Source organism: Streptomyces sp. NBC_00045 (assembly GCF_045041095.1).
Taxonomy (GTDB): Bacteria; Actinomycetota; Actinomycetes; order Streptomycetales; family Streptomycetaceae; genus Streptomyces.
On record NZ_CP108271.1, the window covers coordinates 7,432,747 to 7,453,421 of the forward strand.

At 73.1% G+C, this 20,675-nt stretch carries 21 protein-coding genes; 14 read left to right on the plus strand and 7 right to left on the minus strand.

What is annotated here, in order from left to right; all coding sequences use genetic code 11:
* The first annotated feature begins 100 nt into the window (after positions 1 to 100).
* Both OHA65_RS34340 and OHA65_RS34345 read left to right on the plus strand, forming a co-directional pair.
* The gene (locus tag OHA65_RS34340) at positions 101 to 865 is read left to right on the plus strand and encodes a PIG-L deacetylase family protein (RefSeq protein WP_327280023.1); all 765 of its coding nucleotides are present in this window, start codon (positions 101 to 103) and stop codon (positions 863 to 865) included.
* 59 nt (positions 866 to 924) lie between these two features.
* Positions 925 to 1,758 carry an enoyl-CoA hydratase/isomerase family protein gene (locus OHA65_RS34345; RefSeq protein ID WP_327280024.1) on the plus strand — a complete coding sequence of 278 codons (834 nt, stop codon included), beginning with the start codon at positions 925 to 927 and terminating at the stop codon, positions 1,756 to 1,758.
* Here OHA65_RS34345 and OHA65_RS34350 read toward each other — a convergent pair.
* The 3 genes from OHA65_RS34350 to OHA65_RS34360 are packed head-to-tail and all read right to left on the minus strand — an operon-like array spanning position 1,745 to position 4,770.
* On the minus strand, positions 1,745 to 2,548 hold the full coding sequence (locus tag OHA65_RS34350) for a hypothetical protein (protein WP_405763177.1): 804 nt from the start codon (positions 2,546 to 2,548) through the stop codon (positions 1,745 to 1,747). The two genes, OHA65_RS34345 and OHA65_RS34350, sit on opposite strands and share 14 nt — an antisense overlap.
* A 36-nt stretch (positions 2,549 to 2,584) precedes the next feature.
* On the minus strand, positions 2,585 to 3,592 hold the full coding sequence (locus OHA65_RS34355; RefSeq protein WP_405763179.1) for an SDR family oxidoreductase: 1,008 nt from the start codon (positions 3,590 to 3,592) through the stop codon (positions 2,585 to 2,587).
* Positions 3,593 to 3,645: 53 nt separating this feature from the next.
* Positions 3,646 to 4,770: a hypothetical protein gene (locus OHA65_RS34360; RefSeq protein ID WP_327280027.1), complete on the minus strand. Its 1,125-nt coding sequence runs from the start codon at positions 4,768 to 4,770 to the stop codon at positions 3,646 to 3,648.
* 226 nt (positions 4,771 to 4,996) lie between these two features.
* Here OHA65_RS34360 and OHA65_RS34365 point away from each other — a divergent pair, with 226 nt between their 5' ends.
* From OHA65_RS34365 to OHA65_RS34390, 6 genes are all read left to right on the plus strand, one after another.
* The gene (locus tag OHA65_RS34365; RefSeq protein WP_405763181.1) at positions 4,997 to 5,986 is read left to right on the plus strand and encodes an NADPH:quinone oxidoreductase family protein; all 990 of its coding nucleotides are present in this window, start codon (positions 4,997 to 4,999) and stop codon (positions 5,984 to 5,986) included.
* Positions 5,983 to 7,170, plus strand: coding sequence for an acyl-CoA dehydrogenase family protein (locus OHA65_RS34370; protein ID WP_327280029.1), 1,188 nt, complete (start codon positions 5,983 to 5,985; stop codon positions 7,168 to 7,170). Before OHA65_RS34365 ends, OHA65_RS34370 begins: the two co-directional genes overlap by 4 nt.
* On the plus strand, positions 7,167 to 8,273 hold the full coding sequence (locus OHA65_RS34375; protein ID WP_327280030.1) for an acyl-CoA dehydrogenase family protein: 1,107 nt from the start codon (positions 7,167 to 7,169) through the stop codon (positions 8,271 to 8,273). The genes OHA65_RS34370 and OHA65_RS34375 overlap by 4 nt, the downstream gene beginning before the upstream one ends.
* A gap of 195 nt (positions 8,274 to 8,468) precedes the next feature.
* On the plus strand, positions 8,469 to 9,002 hold the full coding sequence (locus OHA65_RS34380) for a GNAT family N-acetyltransferase (RefSeq protein WP_327280031.1): 534 nt from the start codon (positions 8,469 to 8,471) through the stop codon (positions 9,000 to 9,002).
* A gap of 59 nt (positions 9,003 to 9,061) precedes the next feature.
* Positions 9,062 to 9,427 carry a tyrosinase family oxidase copper chaperone gene (locus tag OHA65_RS34385; RefSeq protein ID WP_327280032.1) on the plus strand — a complete coding sequence of 122 codons (366 nt, stop codon included), beginning with the start codon at positions 9,062 to 9,064 and terminating at the stop codon, positions 9,425 to 9,427.
* Between the two features lie 58 nt (positions 9,428 to 9,485).
* Positions 9,486 to 10,349 (plus strand): tyrosinase family protein, encoded by an 864-nt coding sequence (locus OHA65_RS34390; protein ID WP_327280033.1) that lies wholly within the window; start codon positions 9,486 to 9,488, stop codon positions 10,347 to 10,349.
* A 138-nt stretch (positions 10,350 to 10,487) separates the two neighbouring features.
* Here the strand turns inward: OHA65_RS34390 and OHA65_RS34395 are convergent, their stop codons facing one another.
* Positions 10,488 to 10,763, minus strand: coding sequence for a chaplin (locus OHA65_RS34395; protein WP_327280034.1), 276 nt, complete (start codon positions 10,761 to 10,763; stop codon positions 10,488 to 10,490).
* Between the two features lie 81 nt (positions 10,764 to 10,844).
* Positions 10,845 to 11,186 (minus strand): hypothetical protein, encoded by a 342-nt coding sequence (locus tag OHA65_RS34400; RefSeq protein WP_327280035.1) that lies wholly within the window; start codon positions 11,184 to 11,186, stop codon positions 10,845 to 10,847.
* Between the two features lie 142 nt (positions 11,187 to 11,328).
* Between OHA65_RS34400 and OHA65_RS34405 the strand changes: the two genes are divergently transcribed.
* The gene (locus OHA65_RS34405) at positions 11,329 to 12,795 is read left to right on the plus strand and encodes a carboxylesterase family protein (RefSeq protein ID WP_327280036.1); all 1,467 of its coding nucleotides are present in this window, start codon (positions 11,329 to 11,331) and stop codon (positions 12,793 to 12,795) included.
* Here OHA65_RS34405 and OHA65_RS34410 read toward each other — a convergent pair.
* Positions 12,773 to 14,014, minus strand: coding sequence for an alpha/beta hydrolase-fold protein (locus OHA65_RS34410; RefSeq protein ID WP_327280037.1), 1,242 nt, complete (start codon positions 14,012 to 14,014; stop codon positions 12,773 to 12,775). The two genes, OHA65_RS34405 and OHA65_RS34410, sit on opposite strands and share 23 nt — an antisense overlap.
* A 274-nt stretch (positions 14,015 to 14,288) precedes the next feature.
* Here OHA65_RS34410 and OHA65_RS34415 point away from each other — a divergent pair, with 274 nt between their 5' ends.
* From OHA65_RS34415 to OHA65_RS34425, 3 genes are read left to right on the plus strand one after another with little or no spacing between them, the layout of a single operon-like run.
* Complete coding sequence (locus OHA65_RS34415; protein ID WP_327280038.1) at positions 14,289 to 15,170, plus strand: alkaline phosphatase family protein; 882 nt, start codon at positions 14,289 to 14,291, stop codon at positions 15,168 to 15,170.
* 2 nt (positions 15,171 to 15,172) lie between these two features.
* Positions 15,173 to 16,468 carry an MFS transporter gene (locus OHA65_RS34420; RefSeq protein ID WP_405758317.1) on the plus strand — a complete coding sequence of 432 codons (1,296 nt, stop codon included), beginning with the start codon at positions 15,173 to 15,175 and terminating at the stop codon, positions 16,466 to 16,468.
* 46 nt (positions 16,469 to 16,514) lie between these two features.
* Positions 16,515 to 17,543 carry a hypothetical protein gene (locus OHA65_RS34425; RefSeq protein WP_327280040.1) on the plus strand — a complete coding sequence of 343 codons (1,029 nt, stop codon included), beginning with the start codon at positions 16,515 to 16,517 and terminating at the stop codon, positions 17,541 to 17,543.
* 76 nt (positions 17,544 to 17,619) lie between these two features.
* On the opposite strand, the gene OHA65_RS34430 is transcribed toward OHA65_RS34425, so the two are convergent.
* Positions 17,620 to 18,306 (minus strand): GNAT family N-acetyltransferase, encoded by a 687-nt coding sequence (locus OHA65_RS34430; RefSeq protein WP_053789887.1) that lies wholly within the window; start codon positions 18,304 to 18,306, stop codon positions 17,620 to 17,622.
* Between the two features lie 545 nt (positions 18,307 to 18,851).
* Here OHA65_RS34430 and OHA65_RS34435 point away from each other — a divergent pair.
* Together OHA65_RS34435 and OHA65_RS34440 are read left to right on the plus strand one after the other, a co-directional pair.
* Entirely contained in the window at positions 18,852 to 20,093 is a 1,242-nt protein-coding gene (locus tag OHA65_RS34435) for an MFS transporter (RefSeq protein WP_327280041.1), read from the plus strand.
* 121 nt (positions 20,094 to 20,214) lie between these two features.
* Positions 20,215 to 20,667 (plus strand): SRPBCC family protein, encoded by a 453-nt coding sequence (locus OHA65_RS34440; protein WP_327280042.1) that lies wholly within the window; start codon positions 20,215 to 20,217, stop codon positions 20,665 to 20,667.
* The last annotated feature ends 8 nt before the right edge of the window (positions 20,668 to 20,675 follow it).

Sequence of the window (20,675 nt, forward strand, 5' to 3'; positions counted from 1 at the left end):
CGGCCGCGTGCGCCGTGATCGCACAAGCGCTGGCCCGCCACCGCGGCCCCGTGCGGCGGATCGGCGCCTCGGGCCGGGGCGCGCGGCTATCGTGCGGTGCATGACCGAACAACGGGATCAGCCCGCGCCCTTGGAGCCCATGCCCACCGACTGGCAGCGCGCCCTCGCGGTGGTCGCCCACCCCGACGACCTGGAGTACGGCGGCGCCGCGGCGATCGCCGACTGGACGGACGGCGGCCGCGAGGTCGTCTACGTCCTGGCCACGCGCGGCGAGGCCGGCATCGACACCATCGCGCCCGAAGAGTGCGCCCCGCTGCGCGAGGCCGAACAGCGGGCGAGCGCCGCCGTCGTCGGCGTGTCCACCGTGGAGTTCCTCGACCACCGCGACGGCGTCGTCGAGTACGGCCTGGACCTGCGCCGGGACATCGCCGCGGCCATCCGCCGGCACCGCCCCGAACTGCTGATCACCCTCAACCACCGCGACACCTGGGGCGGACAGGGCGGCGGCGGATTCTGGAACACCCCCGACCACAAGGCCGTCGGCCGGGCCACCCTGGACGCGGCCGCCGACGCGGGCAACCGGTGGATCTTCCCCGAGCTCATCTCAGAGCAGGGTCTGGAGCCGTGGAACGGGGTGCGCTGGGTCGCGGTGGCCGGGTCCTCGACGCCGACGCACGCGGCGGACGCGGGTCCCGGCATGGAGCGTTCCATCACGTCACTGATGCAGCACAAGACGTACATCGAGGTGCTCACCGACCAGGACCCGGAGGAGTACTGCCGCAATTTCCTCACCGGTTTCGCCCAGCAGGCGTCCGTACGCTTCGGCGGCCGCCCGGCGGTGACCTTCGAGGTCTTCCCGCGCTGAGCCCCCGCCCCCTAAGCTGACGACCCATCAGCTGTCGGCGGGGAGGGCGGACCGGCTCGGTGATCGACACCATCGGCAACGAGATCGCGGAGGGCGAGGAGCGCATCCGTCTGGAGACCGCGGACGGCATCGCGGTCCTCACCCTCTGCCGCCCCGAGCGGCTCAACGGCTGGAGCTGGGAGTCCACCCGTCAGCTGGGCCTGCTCGCGGACCGGATCCGCTTCGATCCGCAGGTGCGGGCGGTCCTGCTGCGGGCCGAGGGCCGCGCCTTCTGTGCGGGCATCGACGTGACGGCCCCCGGCGGCGCCATTACGGGCGCGACGCCCGCCGAACGGACCCGCAACTACTACGAGGGCATCCGCTGGGTCCACGAGCGCTTCGCCGTGCTCTCCCGCCTACCGCAGCCGGTGGTGGCCGCCGTACAGGGCCACTGTCTCGGCTTCGGCTTCGAACTGGCCCTCATGGCCGACCTCCGAGTCGCCTCCCGGGACGCCGTCTTCGCCCTGCCGGAGGCGCAGCTGGGCGTGGCGGTGGACGCGGGCGGCGACCTCAGGATCGCCCGCGAGGCGGGCGCGGGCTGGGCCAAGTTCCTGGCGCTCACCGGCCGCCGCATCGACGCCGCGACGGCGCACCGCCTGAACCTGGTCCAACTGGTCGTCCCGGGCGCCGACCTGGACGCCACGGCCCGCGCACTGGCCGCCGAGATCGCGGCCAACGCCCCCCTCGCCGTCCAGGGCATCAAGCGGGCGATCGACGCCTACGCGGACGCCGCCCTCGCCCCTGCCCTCGACCGCGTCGCGATGACGGCGGCCCTCACCCTGACCTCGGAGGACTGCCGGGAGGGGTACACCGCGAAGGCGGCCCGCCGGCCGCCGCACTTCAACGGAGGGTGAACACCGGCCGGGTCGAGAACGCCTCGAACACGGCCTCGCCGTCAGGTCCGTACGCGAACTCGGCCATGGACGGGTTGCGGTGGGCGGTGGCCAGCGGCAGCCAGGCGAGCAGATCGCCGTATCCGCCGCAGACGGCCTCCCCGCCGTCCCCGCCGTGCACCACGGCAGCGTCGGTGCTCAGCTCGGTGCCGTAGCTGTCGTACGCGATGTGCAGCCCGAACGCGTTCGGCTCGTGCCGTACGCCGCCACTGCCCCCGTACGACGGCTCGTCCAGAGGGCACTCGTTCCCCCAGCGGAACAGGGTGGCCGCCCCGGCCCCGCACGCGTGCTCCCACTCGTCGGGACCCGGCATCCGCAGCCCGCGCGCCGCGAGCGAGGCCGCGGTGCCGGCCGGGCTCGCGGTCAGCGGCTCGCTCTCCACGGCCACGAGCACGGTGGCCAGCGTCACCGTGCGCAGCGGGCTGAGCACGTCGGCGAGATGGGCCTTCAGGTCGGCGTGCCCGTACCCGTACCCCTCGGCCGCGCTCTCCGCGTAGTCGGCGGCCTGTGCGGGTGTCGGTGCCCAGGCCTGCGGATCGAAGCCCAGCCGCACCGGCCCGCCGGGCACGAGGGCGAACTCCTGGCCCCCGCGCTCGATGCGCACGCGGTGCAGGGGCCCGCCCAGGTGCTCCACGGTGTCGAGGAGCACTACCCGGCCGCCCGCCTGTGCGGCGGCTTCGTGGGCGATGCGCCCGGCGGCGGTCGCGTCGAGCGAACGCCAGTGGGCGAGGGTCAGTTCGGCGAGGGGCATGACCGGATCCTCGCACCCGTCACTGACAGCGGCCGCTCAGGGGGTGAACGGGCCGCGGCCCAGTTGGCTGCGCACCGGGACCACCTCGGGGTTGACGAGCGAGCGGCGCTGCCAGTTCGCCCCGTCGACGACCAGGGTGTGGCCGGTGATGTACCGGGCGTAGGGCGAGGCCAGGAAGGTGGCCGCCCAGCCGAGCTCGCGCGGGGCGCCGACGCGCAGGGCGGGCTGGCGTGCGTCCTGTGCGCCCTGTGCGTCCGGGGCGTCCAAGGCACCCCGGCCGCCCCGGACGCCCCGGGCCTCCTGGGCGGACGCGCCGGTGTCGGGCGCGGCGCGGTCCAAGCCGGCGCGGATGTCCTCGGTCATGTCGGCGTGCGGGAACAGGCCCGGGACGAGCCCGTTGATCCGGATGCCGTACGGGCCCCATTCGACGGCGAGCGTCTCCACCAGGTTCTTCACGCCCGCCTTGGCGGCAGCGCTGTGGGCGAAGCCCGGCCCGCCGGTCCAGGCGTACGAGGCGCCGATGTTCACGATGGACCCGGGTGTCGAGGCGGCGAGGTGGCGGCGGCCGAATTCGCGGGTCATGAACCAGGTCCCCGTCAGGGTGATGTCGACGACCGCCCGCCAGGCGCCCGGCGACAGGTCCTCCGCCGGGGAGGGGAAGTTGGCGGCCGCATTGTTGACCAGGACGTCCGGCGGGCCGAGCGCCGCCTCCGCCGCGTCGAAGACCTCCGCGATCCGCTCCGGGTCCCGGATGTTGCAGACGGCGGCAGTCACCCGGCCCGCGCCGGGGACGGCCGCCAACTCCTCCTGCGCCGCCTTCAGCTTCCCGGCGCGCCGGCCCGCGATCACCAGGTCCGCGCCGAGCCGCGCGAACTCGGCGGCGATCGCCTTGCCCAGCCCGGTGCCGCCGCCGGTCACGAGGACCACCTGCCCCGCGTACGTACCGGGGGGCAGGGCGGCGGCGCCGGGCGGAGGCGGCGCGGGCAGGCCGGGCAGGGGCTGCTGCCGGGGTTGTCGCGGGGGCTGCCGAGAGGGGTTCTCCATGCGCCCATCGATAGCGTGCGGGCGCTCGGATCACCATGGGCGTGACGCCGCCACTACTTCGGGGCGTACGCCTGCCTGCTCGCGCAGGTCCACACGACGGCGGAGCTCGTCATGGTCCCCCAGTCGTAGAACGAGCCGCCCACCCGGTCGTCGTCCGAGGCCGCGAACGCCTCGCTGCGCGAGTCCGGGCTCGTGCCCGCCGGGTGCGGGAGCGCCTTCGGGGCTCCGCTGCCGGCCCAGTACGCGGCGTGGAGGAAGTTGGCGTACCCCTCGACGAAGGTGAGGGCCGACCCGACGCTCACGTTCGTCGTCGGGCTGATCGCGTCCAAAGTGAGGTGCTCGAAGCCCGCGACGCGGCCGGGATCGTTCGGCAGGGCGTCGTAGGGCTTCTTCCAGACGGCCGGCTTGCGCTCCTGCCAGTCCCGGTAGCTGCGGTCCTCGTGTCCGACGACCTGGCCGCGGTCGTCGATGCCCGTCGCGTGCGTCCCGACCGTGTAGTCGTCCTCGGTCCACACCCGCAGGCTGTACGGCGGGTAGCCGCCCCCGGCGGGCCAGACCACCGGGAACTGCTTGCTCGTGACGACGTCGTCCTCCCAGTAGTAGGTGAGGGCGGTACCGACGATGTCGCCGCGCTTGTTGATCCCGTCCACCGACGTGATCTTGGTGCTGGGATGCGCGTCCGCCGGGACGGGCAGCTCGCGCACGACCTTCCCGCCCAGCCACTCCTTGGGGACGCCCGCCTCCATGCCGACGACCCGGCCCGCGTCGTTGACGTCCGCCAGGCTGCTCGGGGTGGAGCCGGAGCCGATCAGCCGGACCGCCGCCGCGCCCTGTTGGTAGGTGAACGCGAAGGCGTTGTCGTGGTCGTCGGGGCGGTGGAGCGTGCCCACCATCAGGCCCTTGGCGTTCACGGCCTTGACCTCGCCGTTCGTGAACCCCTCGGGGACCGGGACGGCGTGGACCGCACGGTCGGCCGTCCAATACACCGGCAGCCCGCGGCTCGCGCCGGCCAGCAGGCCGTCGGACCCGAAGGCCCTCACCGAGTTGGTGCCGGAAGGGCCGTCCGTCAGGGCCGGCAGGGTGACGATCTCCGGTGTGCAGGCCGGTCCGGCCGCGGCGGCCGGACCGGCCGCCGTGATCAAGCCCGTGAGGACGATGGCGGCTCCGGCTGCGGACATGCTTCTTCTCATGTGGTGGTCCCCCCTGGACAGGTGTTGTTCCCCGTTTGAGTCATGACACGTGCACGCCACATGTTGCCTGACGGTGGGGCCCGAGTGGCCGGAATGACGCGTGTTGATTCGGACCGGACGGTCGTCCACCCCGCCCGACAGTTCCCAGAGGGGCAAGCGACTGCTTAGTATGCTCCGCGGAGCGTGGTTCCTCGACGGCGGCTGGAGGCCCCGGATGCAGGCATGGCGAGTACACACCCCCGGTGAACCCCACGAGGCCATGTGCCTCGAAGAGGTTCCCGAACCGATGCCCGGCGAGGGCGAGGTGAGGCTGAAGGTGCTCGCGGCGAACGTCAACTTCCCCGACGCGCTTCTCGTCCGGGGCCAGTACCAGATCCGCCCGCCGCTGCCCTTCACGCCCGGCGTCGAGATCTGCGGCGAGACCGAGGACGGCCGCCGCGTCATCGCCAACCCGAGCCTGCCGCACGGCGGCTTCGCCGAGTACGTCACCGCGCCCGCCCGCGCCCTGCTGCCGGCCCCCGCGACCCTCGACGACGCCGAGGCCGCCGCCCTGCACATCGGCTACCAGACCGGCTGGTTCGGCCTGCACCGCCGGGCCCGCATCCAAGCCGGCGAAACCCTGCTCGTGCACGCCGCCGCCGGTGGGGTCGGCAGCGCCGCCGTCCAGCTCGGCAAGGCCGCCGGCGCCACCGTCATCGGGGTCGTCGGGGGCAAGGCCAAGGCGCGCATCGCCGAGGAGCTCGGCTGTGACCTCGTCATCGACCGCAGGAGCGGGGAAGAGGGCGGCGGGATCGCAGCCCGGGTCAAGGAATTCACCGGCGGGCGCGGGGCCGACGTGGTGTACGACCCCGTCGGCGGCGATGCGTACACCGCCTCCACCAAGTGCGTGGCCTTCGAGGGCCGGATCGTCGTCGTCGGCTTCACCAGCGGCACCGTCCCCACCCCCGCCCTCAACCACGCCCTCGTGAAGAACTACGCCGTCCTCGGCCTGCACTGGGGCCTGTACGCGACCAAGGACCCCGCCTCCATCGCCGCCTGCCACACCGAGCTGACCCGGCTCGCCGCCGAGGGCGCGATCAAACCGCTGATCAGCGAACGCGTCCCGCTCGCCGCAGCCGCCGACGCCGTGCAGCGCGTCGCCGACGGGACCACCACCGGCCGGCTGGTCGTCGTACCGGCCCTGAACGGAGGGGGCTCACGGTGATCACCTCCGAAGAGCTGGTGGCGCGCGTAAGGGACCTGCTCCTCGCGCACCCGCCCGCCGACACCGACCGCACCGCGTTCCTGCGCGCCCGCTTCGACGCCGGCCTCGCCTGGATCCACTACCCGAAGGGCCTCGGCGGACTCGCCGCTCCCCGCGCCCTCCAGGCCGTCGTCGACGCCGAACTCGAAGCCGCCGGAGCCCCCGAAAACGACCCGCGCCGGATCGGCATCGGCCTCGGCATGGCCGCCCCGACGATCCTCGCGTACGGCACCGACGAGCAGAAGCAGCGCTTCCTGCGCCCCCTGTGGGTCGGGGACGAGGTCTGGTGCCAGCTCTTCAGCGAGCCCGGCGCCGGCTCCGACCTCGCCGCACTCGGCACCCGGGCCGTCCGCGAGAGCGGCACCGGCGACTGGATCGTCGACGGGCAGAAGGTGTGGACCTCCAGCGCCCACACCGCCCGCTGGGCCATCCTGATCGCCCGCACCGACCCGGCGCTGCCCAAGCACCAGGGCATCACCTACTTCCTCTGCGACATGCACGCCCCCGGCGTCGAGGTCCGGCCGCTGCGCCAGATCACCGGCGAAGCCGAGTTCAACGAGGTCTTCCTGACCGGCGTCCGCATCCCCGACGGCCACCGGCTCGGCGCCGTCGGCCAGGGCTGGGAGGTCGCCCGCACCACCCTGATGAACGAACGCGTCTCCATCGGCGGCATGCGGATCCCCCGCGAAGGCGGCATGATCGCGCCCGTCGCCGCCGCCTGGCGCGAGCGGCCCGAACTGCGCACCCACGCACTGCACCAGCGCTTGCTCGGGCTGTGGGTCCAGGCCGAGGTCGCCCGGCTCACCGGCGAGCGGCTGCGCCAGCAGCTCGCCGCCGGACAGCCCGGCCCCGAAGGGTCCGGGATGAAGCTCACCTTCGCCCGCCTCAATCAGGAGATCAGCGGCCTGGAGGTGGAACTCCTCGGCGAAGAGGGCCTGCTGTACGAGGACTGGACCATGCGCCGGCCCGAGCTCGTCGACTTCACCGGCCGCGACGCCGGCTACCGCTACCTGCGGGCGAAGGGCAACAGCATCGAGGGCGGCACCAGCGAAATCCTCCTGAACATCGTCGCCGAACGCGTCCTCGGCCTGCCCGGCGAGCCGCGCGACGACAAGGACCTCGCCTGGAAGGACCTGGCCCGATGAGCACTGCGTTCGACCTGCTGTACTCGGACACGGAGGAAGAACTCCGCTCCGCCGTAAGGGCGTTGCTCGCGGACCGGTGCGCACCGCCGGCCGTGCTCGCCCGGGCGGAGACCGGCCGGCCGCACGACCCGGAACTGTGGCGCACGCTCGCCGCGGACATCGGCACCGCAGGCCTGCTCGTACCCGAGAAGCTCGGCGGTCAGGGCGCGGGGCACCGGGAGGCGGCCGTGGTCCTGGAGGAGCTGGGGCGGGCCGTGGCGCCGGTCCCGTACCTGACGAGCGCGGTGCTCGCCACGGAGATCCTGCTCGGCTGCGACACGCCGGAAGTCGCCGGACTGCTCCGGGAGTTGGCCGCCGGCCGACAGGTGTGCGCACCCGCGCTGCCGCTGACGCAGGCCCCGGGCGCCCCGCTGCCGGCCGCCGTCCGCGACACCGGGGGCGGAACCCTGACGGGCACCGTCACCTCGGTGGCGGACGCAGTGGCCGCCGACGTGCTGCTGGTCCTCGCGGACACGGGGCTGTACGCGGTCCCCGCGGCGGAGGTCGCACTGACCCCGCTGGTCCCGCTGGACCTGACCCGCCCGCTCGCCACCGTGACGCTGGACGCGGCCGCCGGAACCCGGCTCGCGGACCCGGCGACGGCCCGTGCGGCGGTCGCCGGAGCGCTGCTCTCCGGGGCCGGACTGCTGGCCTCCGAACAGCTCGGGCTCGCGGAGTGGTGCCTGACGGAAACGGTGCGGCACGTGCGCGGCCGGCACCAGTTCAACCGGCCCCTCGGCTCCTTCCAAGCGCTCAAGCACCGCCTGGCACAGCTGTGGCTGGACGTGGCCTCCGCCCGCGCGGCGGCCCGCGCCGCGGCGGACGCGCTGGCCACCGGGGCCCCCGACGCCCCGCTCACGGTGGCCGTCGCCCAGGCGTACTGCTCCGGCGTCGCCGTCCGCGCGGCGGAGGAGTGCGTACAGCTGCACGGTGGCATCGGCATGACCTGGGAGCACCCGGCGCACCTGTACCTCAAGCGCGCCAAGGCCGACGCCCTGACCCTGGGCACCCCGGGCCATCACGAAGCCCTGGTGGCGGACTTCGCGGAACTCCCGTCCCCGTAGCCGCTGCTGGTCCTCGAACGCCGAATGGCTGAACGCCAGCCCCGCCGGCGTTCGAGGCGCGGGCTCCGGGGCGGAGCCCCGGTCCGCGGTGCGCACTCGCGGTCGACGCCGTCGGCCCCGCTGTCGTCACCGTCATCGGCGTCCTGCACCGGCCCCGCCTCCAGCGGGCCGCCGCCCGATCCCTATCCTCGCCGCATGACCCCCGTCATCACCCGGCTCGACGCCGCCCGACTGGCCGCCCACCGCGACGAACTCGCCGATCTCCTGCTCGCCGTGGTCCGCGGCGGGTCCTCCCTCGGCTTCCTCGCCGACCTCGACCGCGCCCGGGCGGCCCGCTGGTGGGACGAGCTCGGTCCCGCCGTCGAGGACGGCCGCCTCGCCCTCTGGGTCTCCCGCGCCGGTGACGGCCGTCTGGACGGCACCGTCAGCTGGTACCGCGAGTCCAAGCCCAACGGCCGCCACCGCGCCGAGCTGCGCAAGCTCATGGTGCATCCGCGGGCGCGCGGCCGCGGCGCCGCCCGTGCGCTCCTCGCCGAGGCCGAGCGGGCGGCCGCCCGGGCCGGTGTGCTACTGCTGGTCCTGGACACCGAGACCGGCAGCGGGGCCGAGCGCTTCTACCGCTCCGCGGGCTGGACCGAGGCCGGGACCATCCCCGACTACGCCACCGATCCGGCCGGCCGCTTGCACCCCACCACCCTCTTCTACAAGCAGCTCCCGCAGTCGAGGTGACCTCGCCCGCCGCGCCGCGTTAGACCCCGTAGCGCGGACCACCGAGCGAGGGAGACTGCATGTACGCCACACCCGCCTCCGCAACACTCACCCGTCGCACGCTCCTTCGTACGGCCTTCATCGCGGCGGTGCTCGCCGGCACCACCGCGGCCCTGGCCCCCGTACTGCGCGCCCGCCGGCCCCGGCAGACCGTCACCCCGGCCCCCCTCACCGAGGAGACCTACCGCGGCCGGCACATCGCCGTCGACCTCGCCGGGGTCCGCATCGACGGCCGCCCCCTGCACGTCATGCGCCGCGCCGACGGCAGCTACCTGAGCGGCATCAACCACTTCCAGTCCTTCGGGACCCCGCTGGAGCTCGCCCGCGCCGCCGTCGATGAACTCGGCACCACCCAGCTGGCGTTGGCGGCCCCGCAGCACGGCTGACGGCCGCGCCGGAAGCGGGACGGAAACAGGACAGCAGACGGAACGGGAGAAGCCCCGCATGTACACCCGGCACAACCAGAGCAACCTGACCAGCACCCAGAAGAGGCGGTTCACGGCGGCCGTCCTGGAGCTGAAGAGAAACGGCGCCTACGACGACCTGGTGCGCACCCACGACAAGTACTTCGTGCCCGACCGGGACAGCAAACTCCGCGTCGGGCACATGTCCCCGTCGTTCTTCCCCTGGCACCGGCGCTACCTGCTCCAGTTCGAGCGGCTGCTCCAGGCCGTCGACCCGGGCGTCTCGGTCCCGTACTGGGACTGGACCACGGACAGCAGCCCCGTCTCCTCGCTGTGGGCCGAGGATTTCCTCGGCGGCACCGGCCGCGAGAGCGACCGCCGGGTGATGACCGGACCCTTCGCCCACGAGCAGGGCAACTGGGAGATCACGGTGGGCATCACGGAGGCCCGCTTCCTCACCCGCAACCTCGGCCGCCCGCAGAACCCGATCGCACTGCCCACCGCGGCCGAGCTCCAATGGGCGCTCGACGATCCGGCGTACGACACCTCGCCCTGGGATTCGACGGCGCGTGACGGCGGCTTCCGCAACAAGCTGGAGGGCTGGGCCGCGCCGAAGAGCGAGCGCTGGCGCAACCACAACAAGGTGCACCAGTGGATCGGCGGCCACATGACGGGCGGCACGGCCCCCAACGACCCGGCGTTCTGGCTGCACCACGCCTTCGTCGACCTGCTGTGGGACCGCTGGCAGCTCAAGCACCCGGGTTCCGGCTACCTGCCGGCGGCCCCGCTCGAACCGGGGGACCTCCAGCGCGGCCGGGTGATCGCCCTCGACGAGGTGATGCCGCCGTGGAACATCACCCCGCGGGACATGCTCAGCCACCAGGGCCTCTACCGCTACGAATGACCGCGGCGATCCGAACGGACCGCGCCGGGGACGGGCAGGTCCGGACGGACGAGCGGCACGAGGAAAGGGCCCCCGCCCTGCGGCGGGGGCCCTCGACCTGCGGGCCGGCCGGTCAAGCCGGCCGGCGGGCACGGACGGTCAGCCGCCGTAGCCGTCGGTGTGGTGCTCGCCGCCCGACGCGTTGATGCAGGGGTTGCCGAACGCCGGGTTCAGGAGGGCGATCACGTTCACGGTGTTGCCGCAGACGTTGACCGGGACGTGAACCGGAACCTGGACCAGGTTGCCCGACAGGACACCGGGGGAGCCGACCGCCGCACCGTGCGCTCCGGCATCGGCGACGGCCAGACCGGCACCGGCGGCCAGGGCGCTACCGGCAACAGCGGTGACGGCGACTGCCTTCGCGATACGCGACATCAAGATCTCCTCTTGCGATGGGGGTGCCGCAGGAGGCCTGCAGCATTTGACATGGCATACAACGCGGCGGGAGCCCGGCGGTCACGGCCGCTGGGCCTTGGTGATGAAGGAAAATCGCACGGAGGCGAAGTACGGCTCGATCTGGCCCCCGCCCCCGGGCTGCAGGACCGCCACGACGGCGCCCCCGCAGCCCGGCTCGCGGTACAGGGTCGCCGTGCTGCGCGTCGCGTTGGTGACCGGCTTGCGGCCGCCGCCCTTCGCCTCGACGCAGCCCTGCGGGTCGGTCAGCCCGTGCACCTTGTCGTCCCGGCCGACGTACTGGAAGTCGGGCCCGGCGGCCCGCGCCGTCCCCGCGGCCACGATCAGGAGCAGGGAGACCGAGCCGGCCCGGACGAAGCCGCGGACGCCGGGGTGGATACGCATGGATCGCATACCGGTCCAACCCGGCCCGCCCCGGACCGGGTCACGCCTTGTCACCCGTCGCAGGCCTGTGCGACCGTGCCCGGGAGGCGGAACACCGGAACACCGGAACACCGGAACACCGGATTCAGCGGAGGAGCGGACGATGGGCACAGCGGACGGCAGCGGCCGGCCCCGGGTCAGGACCGGGCACGGCGTCGTCGAGGGGCGGACCGGGCCGGGCGGGACCGCCGCCTTCCGGGGCGTCCCGTACGCCGCCCCGCCCGTCGGCGCCCTGCGTTTCGCCGCGCCCCGGCCGCCGGCCGCCTGGGAGGGCGTACGCGACGCCGGCTCCTTCGGCCCGACCGCGCCCAAGGTGCCCTACCCGCCGACGTTCGCCGCCCTGCTGCCCGACCCGGAGATCCCCGGGGACGACTGTCTGAACCTCAACGTGTGGACCCCGGACCCGACCCCCGGGGCCCGGCTGCCCGTCATGGTCTGGCTGCACGGCGGGGCGCTCACCCGCGGCTCCTCGGCCGTCCCCGTCTACGACGGCTCCGCCTTCGCCCGCGACGGGGTGGTGCTCGTCTCCGTCAACTACCGTCTGGGCGTCCTCGGCTACGGGCTCTTCCCCGACGCCCCGGCCAACCGCGGGCTGCTCGACCAGATCGCCGCCCTGACCTGGGTCCGCGAGAACATCGAGGCCTTCGGCGGCGACCCCGGCCGCGTCACCGTGTTCGGCGAGTCCGCCGGCGCCATCAGCGTCGGGGCGCTGCTCGGAGCCCCGCGCGCCGCCGGGCTCTTCGCCGGGGCCGTCCTGCAGAGCGGCGCCCCCGAGGTGACGGCGCGCGACGACGTGCGCGCCATGGTCCGGCGGATGGCCTCCCTGCTCAAGGTGCCCGCGACGGCCGAGGCCTTCGCCGCCACCGCCCTGCCCGACCTGCTCGCCGCGCAGGGCGCCGTCCTGCGCCGCTCCGGCCCGCTCCTCGGGGGCCCCGCGTTCGGCCTGGTCACCGACCCGGACACGCTCCCGGGCGACCCCCTGGAGGCCGCGACGGCGACGGACGTACCGCTGCTGCTGGGCTGGACCACCGAGGAGTACCGGCTCTGGCTCGCCCCCACGGGTGCGATGCGGCTGATGGACCGGCTCGGTCCGCTCACCGTGGCCCTGGCCCGCGCCCGCAGCGGCAAGGACCGCTCCGCCGTACGGGCATTGCGCGCCGCACTGCCCGGGGCGGGCCCCGCGGAGCTCGCGGGTCAACTGCTCACCGACCGGCTGTTGCGCGACCCGCTGCGCCGGCTCGCCGTGGCGCGGCGGTCCGCGTCGAGTTTCCTGTACGAGTTCGGCTGGCCCTCCGGCGTCGAGGGCCTCGGCGCCTGCCACGCCCTGGAGTTGGGCTTCGTATTCGACACGCTGGGCGTGCCGGAGTCCTCGTGGCTGGCCGGGCCGAAGGCCCCGCAGGAGCTGGCCGACCGGATGCACGCGGCGTGGGTGCGTTTCGCCGTGACCGGGAACCCGGGCTGGGCGGCCTGGGACGGCAACGGCCCGCCGATGGTGTTCGGCGGGCCGCAGCGCGTGGAGCCGGTCGGACCGGCGGTTGCCCCGCCCGTTACTCCACCGGTCCTTCCATGACCTTGCTGATGAACTCGATCGGGCCCTCGCCCATGTTCGGCACGTAGGTCTTGGCGTTGTGCTGGCCGCCGGGGATGACCCTCAGGCTGGTGTGGATCGGGCCCTTGGTGTACGTCGCGACGAACTTCTGCACGTCGGGCAGCGTCTTCTTGTTGCTCTCGTTGTCGCCGACCTGGAAGGCGAGGTAGACGTCCGGGGCGCCCTTCTTGTCGATCATGGCCTTCGCCAGGAGCTCCGGGTTGTTCTCGGCCTTCTCCTTGTCGTGGCCCTTCCACAGGGAGGAGTCGGGCACGATGTCCGGACCGGAGCAGATCGCGGCCTTGAACTTGTCCGGGTGCTGGAGCACGGCCTTCAGGCTCGCGAAACCGCCGGTGGAGGAGCCCATGTAGGCCCAGCCGTCACGGGACTTGATCGTGCGGAAGTTCGCCTTCATCAGGTCCGGGACGTCTTCGGTCAGCCAAGTGCCCATCTTGGGCTGGCCGGGGATGTCGGAGCCGTCCCAGTAGATGCCCTTGTCGTCCGGGCCCGGGTTCAGCACCGGCATGGCGAGGATGAACGGCTTGCTCTTGCCCTCGGCGTACCACTTGCTGATGCTGGTCTGCAGCCCCAGGTCGGTGCCCATCCAGTAGTTGCTCGGGTAGCCGGCGCCGCCCGGCAGGGCGATCATGACCGGGAAACCGCTCTTGGCGAACTTCGGGTCGTTGTACTCCTTGGGCGCCCAGACCCACACCTTGCCCTTGAAGCCCGACTTCTTGCCGTCCAAGGTGGTGACGGAGACGTGCGTGCCGTCGCCCAGGGTCATGGAGTTCTTGAATTCGGCCTGGGGCCCGGTCGGCATCAGTGCCTTCGAGTTGGCCGGCTGCTTGCTCGCGTCGCCCGCCCCGCCCTTCTTGCCGCCCGCCGAGGACTGGCCGTAGGAGACGCTCGATCCCTTGTCGGTGAAGGGGGGTATCTCGAAGTGCCACATCACTCCCGCGGCTATGCCGGCGAGGGCGAGGACGGTGACGCCGGCGATCAGCCAGCGCCTGCCCCGGCGCGGCCGCTGCTGCTCGTACTCGGGCTCCTCGGGCCCGCCGTACGGCGGCTGCGGTGGCCCGTACGGGGGCTCGGGCTGGTACTGCGGTTCGTACGGCTGCGCGTACGACGTGCCGTAGGGCTGCTGCTGGTACTGCCCTTCCGAGCGGTACGGCTGGTGCTGTCCGTCGGGTGAGTACGACATGTGCGGTTGCTCTCCGGCTGGTGCTGCCCCGTCGGGGGGTGGTCTCTTCGTGTTCTTGTTTCTTGTTCGAAGGATGAGCCTAAGTGATCCACGGTTCCCCTTTTTTCCAGCTCTTGGGATGACGTAGGGCTGGGCGTTGCCGAACACCCGGAGGCTCACCGGAGTTCCCGATCTGTTGGCCGACCGTCCCTGGTCCATGCACATGGCCCTGGGTATGGTGCGTCCGCGCCGCCCCCAGACCACCCCCTGCCCGGAGGTATTTTCCGTGTTTGGCATGACCCCTTCACGGCCCCGACGCAAGACCGCCCTCGCCACCGCCTTCGGCCTCACCGCCGCCGGTGCCGCCCTGTGGGCCGGCATCGGTGCCGCCCAGCCCGCGCACGCCGCCGGCCTGCCGGCCCCCGACCACGTCGTCGTCGTGGTCTTCGAGAACCACGCCTACAACCAGGTCATCGGCAGCTCCAGCGCCCCGTACATCAACTCCCTCAAGACCGGGGGAGCCAACCTCACCCAGTCGTACGGCGTCACGCACCCCAGCCAGCCCAACTACCTCCAGCTGTTCTCGGGCTCCAACCAGGGCGTCACCGACGACAGCTGCTACACGCCGGGCTTCAGCTCCGCGCCCAACCTCGCCTCCGAGCTCATCGCCGCGGGCAAGAGCTGGGGCAGCTACAACGAGACCCTCCCCAGCCAGGGCTCCACCACCTGCAGCAGCGGCAAGTACGCCCGCAAGCACAACCCCTGGTTCGCCTTCTCCAACGTGCCCACCAGCACGGCGAAGACCATGACCCAGTTCCCGACGGACTACACCACCCTCCCCAAGGTGTCCTTCGTCGTCCCGAACCTGTGCAGCGACATGCACGACTGCTCCGTCGGCACCGGCGACACCTGGCTCAAGAACAACCTCAAGGCCTACGCGGACTGGGCCAAGACCCACAACAGCCTGCTCGTCGTCACCTTCGACGAGGACAACCGGCTCTCCGGCAACAAGATCCCGACCGTGCTCTACGGCCAGCCCGTCACCCCGGGCAGCACCTCCGGCACCACCTACAACCACTACGACATGCTGCGCACCCTGGAAGGCCTCGCCGGCCTGAACACCCACGCCGGGAACGCGGCCACCGCCAAGGACATCACGGGGATCTGGGCTTCCTGACCATGTACGTTGCGGACAGTCGCGGAACCTCCGCGCCCGCCGTGACCCCCGAGCCGCAGGCCGTCGCCCCGGGCACCAGCCCGGGGCGGCGCGCCGCGCTCGCCCCCACGGTGCTCGCCCTCGGCACGGTCAGCCTGATCACCGACGTCTCCTCCGAGATGGTCACGGCCGTGCTCCCGCTCTACCTCGTCGCCGGACTCGGCCTCTCCCCGCTCGGCTTCGGACTGCTCGACGGCCTCTACAACGGCATCAGCGCCCTGGTCCGGCTCACCGGAGGCCACCTCGGCGACCGCCTCGGCCGCCACAAGGCCCTCGCCGGTCTCGGCTACGGCCTCTCGGCGCTGTGCAAGCCGCTGCTCCTGCTCGCCCACACCCTTCCCGCCATCGGCGCCGTCCTCGCCCTCGACCGCACCGGCAAGGGCCTGCGCACCGCCCCGCGCGACGCTCTGATCTCCCTGGCCGCCGCCCCCTCGGACCGCGGCCGGGCCTTCGGTGTCCACCGGGCGATGGACACCGCCGGCGCCCTGATCGGGCCGATCCTGGCCTTCCTGATCCTGCGCGGTGCGGCCGACGGCTACGACGCCGTCTTCACGGTCAGCGCCTGCGTCGCCGCACTCGGCGTCCTCGTCCTCGTTCTGTTCGTCCCCGGCCGCCGCACCGAGCCCGCGCCCGGCGCCGATCCCGTCTCGCTGCGCGCCTCCCTCGGGCTGCTGGGCCGCCGGGACCTGCGCCGGATCAGCCTGTGCGCGCTGCTGCTCGGGCTCTGCACCGTCAGCGACGCCTTCCTCTTCCTGCTGCTCCAGCACGCCACCGGCATCGCCGACCGCTGGTTCGCCCTGCTGCCGCTGGGCACCGCCGCCGCCTTCTTCCTGCTCGCGCTGCCGCTGGGCCGGCTCGCCGACCGCATCGGCCGCTGGCGCGTCTTCCTCGGCGGCCACCTCGCGCTGCTCCTCGCGTACGGCCTCCTGCTGGCCGGCGGGCAACACGTACAGCACCCCGTCCTGCCCTACGCCGTGCTCCTGTTGCACGGCGGCTTCTACGCGGCCACCGACGGCGTGCTGATGGCCGCGGCCGCCGGGGCCGTGCCCGAGGAGCACCGCGGCGGCGGCCTCGCCCTCGTCCAGACCGGCCAGGCCCTCGCCCGCTTCGCCGCCTCGCTCGGCTTCGGCGCCGCCTGGACCGTCTGGGGGCCCCGCCCCGCCCTCGCCGTCGCAGCCGTCCTGCTGGCCGCCGCGGCCGCAGCGTGCGCCCGGCTGCGTCCCGCGGACACCCCGGCCGCCGAGGCGCGGGCCGACTGAGACCCCTGCGCCGCCCGTAGTTCCCCCACATCCCCGAAAGGCCCCCATGACCCTCCAACGCCGGATCCTGATCCTCGTCTGCGCCGTCGTGCTGCTCGCCGCCGTGGGGGTGCTCGCCGTCGTGCGGGCCTCCTCACGGGCCGACGAGAAGAACCAGACCCAGGCCGGCGGCCCGCAGATCGACCGGGGCGAGGTCTCCCTGACACCGGGCGAGGGCAAGCGGCGGATCGTGTTCCGGAACATGGCGTGGGGCCCGCACCGCGACGAACTCGCCACCGTCCCCGCCGACGCGCCCCGGGGGCCCCGCACGGCCTCCGGGGTGAGCTGCCTGCGCTTCTACGCGGCGGCCGGCACCGGGATCTGCCTCCAGGCCGACAAGGGCGGGGTCCAGGACAGCTACCGGGCCGTCGTCCTCGACGCAGGCCTCAAGGAGGTCTCCGCGCGACCGGTGGCCGGCATACCCACCCGGGCCCGGGTCTCGCCCCAGGGACACCTCGTCGCCTGGACGGTCTTCGTGGGCGGGGACTCGTACGCCGGGACGAACTTCTCCACCCGGACCTCGCTGCTCGACCTGCGCACCGGGAAGTTCGACGCCTCCCTGGAGGACTTCGCGATCCACAAGGACGGCAAGGCGTACCGCAATTCCGACGTCAACTTCTGGGGCGTGACCTTCGCCGCGGACGAGCGGACCTTCTACGCGACCCTTGCCACCGGCGGCCAGACCTACCTGGTCCGCGGCGACCTCGCCGAACGCACCGTGACCACGCTCCGCGAGAACCTGGAATGCCCGTCGCTGTCGCCCGACGGGACCCGGCTGGTGTTCAAGAAGCGGGTGCCCGGCCTGTCCCCGGACGCTCCGTGGCGGCTGTACGTCCTGGACCTCGCCTCGATGCAGGAGACCCCGCTCGCGGAGCAGCGCAGCGTGGACGACCAGGTGGTGTGGACGGACGACGAGCACGTCGTCTACTCCCTGCCCGGCGACTTCGGCGCCGACCTGTACACCCTGCCGGCCGACGGCAGCGGCGCTCCCGCCCCGCTGATGACCTCGGCCCTCGCCCCGGCCTTCCTGGGCTGACGCCTTCAGGAAGGACCGGGACGGGGGCCGAACGGGGCCGGACGCAGGACCGTTACGCCGGGAACCGCGCAGGGACCTACGCGGGGATCAGCGTCTTGCGGCGGCGCTTGCGCTGGGCCCCGGCCGACAGCCTCAACTCGATGATCGACCGTACGGCCGGCCACTCCTCGTCGAGGATCGAGTAGAAGGCGGTACTGCGCACGGCGCCGTCGAGGCCCCGCGAATGGGCCCGGCGGACCCCCTCGCAGGTGAACCCGAGCCGCTCCATCGCCGCCCGCGAGCGCCCGTTGCGGGCGTCGGCGCGCAGCGAGATGCGGCGCACGCCCCAGGTCTCGAAGGCATGGCGGAGCATGAGCAGCTTCGCCTCCGTGTTGATGCCCGTCCCCTGGGCGCCCGGGGACAGCCAGGTATTGCCGATCTCGGCGGCATCGGGGATCGCCGTCGCCGGATCACCGAACGGGACACCCGGCACGGCGGGCCACACCAGCGGACCCTGCCAGTAGTCGAGTTCCAGGAACCGGGTCGAACCGACGACCCGGCCGTCGGTGGCTCTGACCACCGCGAAGGGGAGAGATCGACCCGCCGCCTGATCTGCGAGGGCGCGGTCGATGTACTCGTGGGACGCCTGCACCCCATGGGGTACGGGGGTGAAGGCGTAAGTCGTACGATCCTCGGCCCCGGCCACGGCCAAGGCCTCGGTGTGGTGGGGGGCGAGGGGCTCAAGCCGCACGGTGCGGCCAGCGAGGAGTACGGGTACGGGCACGGAGCCTTCGGTCCTTCTGGGCGGTGGGGTGGTTGCACAGTGTGCGCTCCTGACGTCGCCCCCCGTGCAAAACACGGGTGAAAGGCAACGGGCTGTCAGGTGAACGCGAGTGGCTCAATGTAGCCCCTAAATCTCCTCTCATGAACCCCCAAATTGGCAACGCCGCGGCCATGTTTTTTGATGACTTTGGTCCCCGGCCCGCAGCGCCCGTAATCCTGATCCGAGGACAACCGTTCAAGCGCACGGCGCAGGCCCCCCGGACGGCGGCCCGCGTCGCCCCCGGTCGGCCTACAAACAGCCTCTGACCTGCATGGATGCAAGGGGACCCGGGCGGGCCCCGGGACGGCCCCGACCGTCGGCCCGGCGCAGCGCCCCGGGCCCCTCACCGGCCGCCCGGAGATCGAACAGACGGTCGTCGGTGATGTGTCCAACAGTGCGTCCCGGGACGCGCTGCGGGAGGGCTCGGCGACCTGACCCGAGTGGCCCAGTGGAAGGGCGGTCGAATGGACCGATCGGGTGGGCCATGCAGCTGGTCCAATGGACCGGTGACGATACGGATCCTGCCCCCGCCCGGGGCGCCGCGCCGCCTGGCGGCCGCCCAGCTGAGCAACTCCGTCGGCGACGGCGGCTACTACGTGTGTTCGGCCCTCTACTTCACTCGCGTGGTCGGTCTCTCGCCCGCCCAGATCGGCCTCGGGCTGACGCTCGCGTGGGCGGTCGGCTCGGTCGCGGGTGTTGCGCTGGGGGCGCTCGCCGACCGGCGCGGCCCGCGCGGCACCTCGGTCCTGCTGGCCCTGGTCACCGCCGCCTCCGTGTCCTCGTTCCTGTTCATCCGCTCGTTCTGGGCCTTCCTCCTCGCCGCCGTCGTCTACGCCACCGCCCAGTGCGGGCTGGCGGCCGCCCGGCAGGCACTGCTCGCGGGGCTGGTGGCCCCGCAGGAGCGCACGGGCGTGCTGGCCCACCTCCAGTCCGTGCTGAACGCCGGGCTGGCGCTGGGCGCGGCCCTCGGCGGGCTCGCCCTGAGCGCCGACTCCGAGCGGGCCTACCTCGCGGTGTTCGTCCTCGACGCGATCGGCTTCTTGCTCTGCGCCGCCGTACTGCTGCGGCTGCCCGCGGTGGCCCCCGTACCGCAGCGGCCGGCGGGGGAGCCGCGACTGGCGGTGCTCCGCGACCGGCCGTACGCGCTGGTCACGCTGCTGAACGCGGTCCTGCTGCTGCGGATGCCGCTGCTCAGCCTCGCCGTCCCGCTGTGGATCGTCGAGCGCACCAGCGCCCCCGGCTGGCTGGTGTCGGCGCTGTTCGTGCTCAACACCGTGGCCGTCATGCTGTTCCAGGTGCGGGCGGCGCGGCCCGTGACCGACCTGGACAGCGCTCGGCGCGCGGTCCGGGTGTCCGGACTGGTCATGGCCGCCTCCTGTGCAGTGTTCGCCCTCTCGGCGCTGCCCGGGGCCGGCTGGGCGGCCGCGGCGCTGCTGGTGGCCGGGGCGGTGCTCCAGGTGGATGCCGAGATGCGGCAGTCCGCCGGGTCCTGGCACATCGGCTTCTCGCTGGCCCCGGCCGAGCGGATCGGCCAGTACCAGGGCTTCTTCGGGACCGGGGTGCCGATCGCGCGGACCCTGGGGCCGCTGGTCCTGACCTCTCTGCTCCTGCTGTGGGGGATCCCGGGCTGGCTGCTGCTCGGCGCGGTCCTGCTGGCCGCCTCGTACGGGATGGGCCCCGCGGTCCGCCGGGCCGGGGCGGTCCACCGGGGAACCGCGCCCGCGGAGGCCGTCGCACCGGCCTCGTAGCCGCCGGGGAACCGGCCCGTGCCCCTGATTGCGCCCGCACCGGGCTTAGGGGTCTGCGGGGAATGACGGGTCTGCCACGCTGGTTGCCCCGTCACAAGATCGACAACCAGGGGAGCCCTGCATGACCGAGACCGTCACCCGCATCGAGTACACCCTGCCCGTCAACGACCCCGCGGCGGAGGAGCAGGTCCGGCTGACCCGGGACGACGTCTGGACGGGCCTGGTGGCCAAGGCCGCCGACCCGCGGCCCTACGTTCCGGCGATCACCGAGTGCACGGTCCTGTCGGAGAACCCGCAGGGACTGGTCCGAGAGATAGCCCGCGCCGGCGACCGCTTCCGCGAGGTCGTGGTCTTCGACATCGGCCACCGCGTCAGCTTCCGCCGCTCCGACGACAAGGAAGCCTGGACCATCGACAACGTCATCGACGAGGACCCGACCGGCGCCCTCACCCTGACCTTCAGCGGCGAGTTCGGGTACGAGATCAAGGAGTCCCGGCTCGCCGCGATGCGCACGTCCATGGCCAAGACGGTCGCCCGGACCCTGGCCGTGATCCGCGAGGACACCGCCGCCTGAGATCATCC

Coding starts and splice junctions, on each gene's coding strand:
- OHA65_RS34350 (WP_405763177.1), bottom strand. CDS start 2,548: ATGCCCCTCGCCGAACTGACCCTCGCCCACTGGCGTTCGCTCGACGCG.
- OHA65_RS34355 (WP_405763179.1), bottom strand. CDS start 3,592: ATGGAGAACCCCTCTCGGCAGCCCCCGCGACAACCCCGGCAGCAGCCC.
- OHA65_RS34425 (WP_327280040.1), top strand. CDS start 16,515: ATGACCCTCCAACGCCGGATCCTGATCCTCGTCTGCGCCGTCGTGCTG.
- OHA65_RS34385 (WP_327280032.1), top strand. CDS start 9,062: ATGTACGCCACACCCGCCTCCGCAACACTCACCCGTCGCACGCTCCTT.
- OHA65_RS34365 (WP_405763181.1), top strand. CDS start 4,997: ATGCAGGCATGGCGAGTACACACCCCCGGTGAACCCCACGAGGCCATG.
- OHA65_RS34405 (WP_327280036.1), top strand. CDS start 11,329: ATGGGCACAGCGGACGGCAGCGGCCGGCCCCGGGTCAGGACCGGGCAC.
- OHA65_RS34395 (WP_327280034.1), bottom strand. CDS start 10,763: ATGTCGCGTATCGCGAAGGCAGTCGCCGTCACCGCTGTTGCCGGTAGC.
- OHA65_RS34400 (WP_327280035.1), bottom strand. CDS start 11,186: ATGCGTATCCACCCCGGCGTCCGCGGCTTCGTCCGGGCCGGCTCGGTC.
- OHA65_RS34390 (WP_327280033.1), top strand. CDS start 9,486: ATGTACACCCGGCACAACCAGAGCAACCTGACCAGCACCCAGAAGAGG.
- OHA65_RS34360 (WP_327280027.1), bottom strand. CDS start 4,770: ATGTCCGCAGCCGGAGCCGCCATCGTCCTCACGGGCTTGATCACGGCG.
- OHA65_RS34415 (WP_327280038.1), top strand. CDS start 14,289: ATGACCCCTTCACGGCCCCGACGCAAGACCGCCCTCGCCACCGCCTTC.
- OHA65_RS34375 (WP_327280030.1), top strand. CDS start 7,167: ATGAGCACTGCGTTCGACCTGCTGTACTCGGACACGGAGGAAGAACTC.
- OHA65_RS34380 (WP_327280031.1), top strand. CDS start 8,469: ATGACCCCCGTCATCACCCGGCTCGACGCCGCCCGACTGGCCGCCCAC.
- OHA65_RS34420 (WP_405758317.1), top strand. CDS start 15,173: ATGTACGTTGCGGACAGTCGCGGAACCTCCGCGCCCGCCGTGACCCCC.
- OHA65_RS34410 (WP_327280037.1), bottom strand. CDS start 14,014: ATGTCGTACTCACCCGACGGACAGCACCAGCCGTACCGCTCGGAAGGG.
- OHA65_RS34440 (WP_327280042.1), top strand. CDS start 20,215: ATGACCGAGACCGTCACCCGCATCGAGTACACCCTGCCCGTCAACGAC.
- OHA65_RS34340 (WP_327280023.1), top strand. CDS start 101: ATGACCGAACAACGGGATCAGCCCGCGCCCTTGGAGCCCATGCCCACC.